This is a genomic window from Streptomyces sp. NPDC005574 (assembly GCF_040605435.1).
Lineage (GTDB): Bacteria > Actinomycetota > Actinomycetes > Streptomycetales > Streptomycetaceae > Streptomyces.
Genome location: NZ_JBEXCW010000289.1, coordinates 1 through 1,805, shown reverse-complemented (window position 1 = coordinate 1,805; position 1,805 = coordinate 1). Strand labels below are relative to the sequence as shown.

At 62.3% G+C, this 1,805-nt stretch carries 1 protein-coding gene; it reads right to left on the bottom strand.

Annotated elements, in window-relative coordinates:
* The coding region (locus tag ABZT03_RS44200; RefSeq protein WP_356049962.1) for a SpvB/TcaC N-terminal domain-containing protein at positions 1 to 1,658 on the bottom strand (1,658 nt) is incomplete at its 3' end.
* Between the last annotated feature and the right edge of the window lie 147 nt (positions 1,659 to 1,805).

The following is a 1,805-nucleotide window of genomic DNA, read 5'->3' as shown; positions in this document are numbered from 1 at the left end:
GGCGCACAGACGCCACCGACCAGCTCATTGCCGACCAGCTCGGCCCGACCATCACCATCGGTGTCCAGCACCCGCAGGTGACACCACTCACCCTGGCCATTACCGGAGGTCTGCGGACCGCCGGCGAAAGTGGACTGCACATAGGGCCCGAACCCGTTGCCGGTGTTCAGCCGGAACGTCATGTCATGCCCGAACAGCGCCTGATCGTCACCGATGAGGTCCATCAGACCGTCACCGTCCAGGTCACCGAAGTCCGAATGGTCACTCGGCACTGTCTTGCCGGTGTCCTCGAAGACGTTGGTGGTGCTGTTCCACCGGTAAATCTTGTCCGTGCCGCCCGAAGCGTTCGCGGGAGCGTACTCGTGCTTGCCGTCCGCTTCCAGGTCCAGCGGCCGACCGTCGGAGAAATGATCGCTGCTCAACGAGGTAGCGAACTTGGACTCCAGCGGCGCCTTCCCCCCCGAGGAGGGGCGGGCACCCATGCGGAGTTCGGGCGCCACGGCACCGCCGTTGTCGAAGGCGTAGAGCAGGTCATCGACACCATCGCCGTTGTAGTCGGCTACCTTCCCGCTCCCGGAACTGGTCACCCCGTGACTCAGAGCCTGCGACGAAGCAGTGAACGTGGGCTTTCCGGCACGGTCATACCAGTCGAACTTCTTCGAACGGGTACAGCCATTCGAGTCCTTGTCACACCGCTGAACCGACGACAGCAGACTCTGCCCCGTACTACTGGCCTGATAAGCAAGGTTATAGCGCCACACCTGAGCGACATTCGCAGGATTCGGCGCCCACATGCTGACCCCGGCCAGCCGCTGCGTCTGCTTGTACGACACCCCCGCCTGGAAATGCTGCACCACATCAGGACGCCCAGACGAGTACTCGAACTTCACATACCGCTTCGCCTCAGCCGTATTACCATTCGAAGTGTTCGAGGTGTAATGAATCTCGTCCGGATTGAACGTCCCCGTTCCCGAAACCTGCTTGTAGGTGAAATCCATCGCATTGCCCGAGTGATCCACCTCACTCGTCTCCAGCCACACCACCCGCTTAGCAGTGGTGGTGCTGTCACCCTCTGCCGGAGACACCGCATCCAGGTTCACCCCCGCCTTCACCTGATTCGCGGTAAGAGCGGTAAAGACCCGGGTCCGGCCGTCCCGAGTCTCCTCCGTGAACGTATCCGGCCCCAACCCGGCGCTCGAAGCCTTCACATGCGAAATGATCCGCGAAAATTTGTCCGCTTCCGTACGGTACTCGGCGCCGTCCTCACCATTGTCTTTGGGCGCGTTGTCGCCGGTCTTCACCGTGATGAGTTTCTGCCCGTTCAGACAGAACGCATCCGAAGTATCCAGTTTCACCCCCGCGGCGATGCCCTCGGTCGCCTTCGTCTTCGCACACCGCGAAATCGACGACAAACCAGCCAGCGACCAGCCCATACCCAGCAGGCCGTTCCCGCCACCACTGGAATACTCCAGCGACAACCCAGGCTGCACCCCCGCCCGGCCCTGCGGCACCGCGAACGGAATCGAATAAGAATATGAACCGTTCGACCCCACCTGCGAAGACCCCGGCAAATACGCCGAATTATTCGCCGCCACCGAAACCGGAGTACCCGGCGCCGCCAATACCGGCCCCGCCGGCAGACCAGGCTTCAGCGCCACCGCCCCCCTCACCACAGCAGAAGCAGACGACGCCAACACCACCCCCTGCCCAACAAGCGAGGCAAGCAACGCCCCCACCGTCACCACCGCAACCCCCGACAACGGAGGCCTCACACACCTCGATCTCACACGTTCACCACGTATATG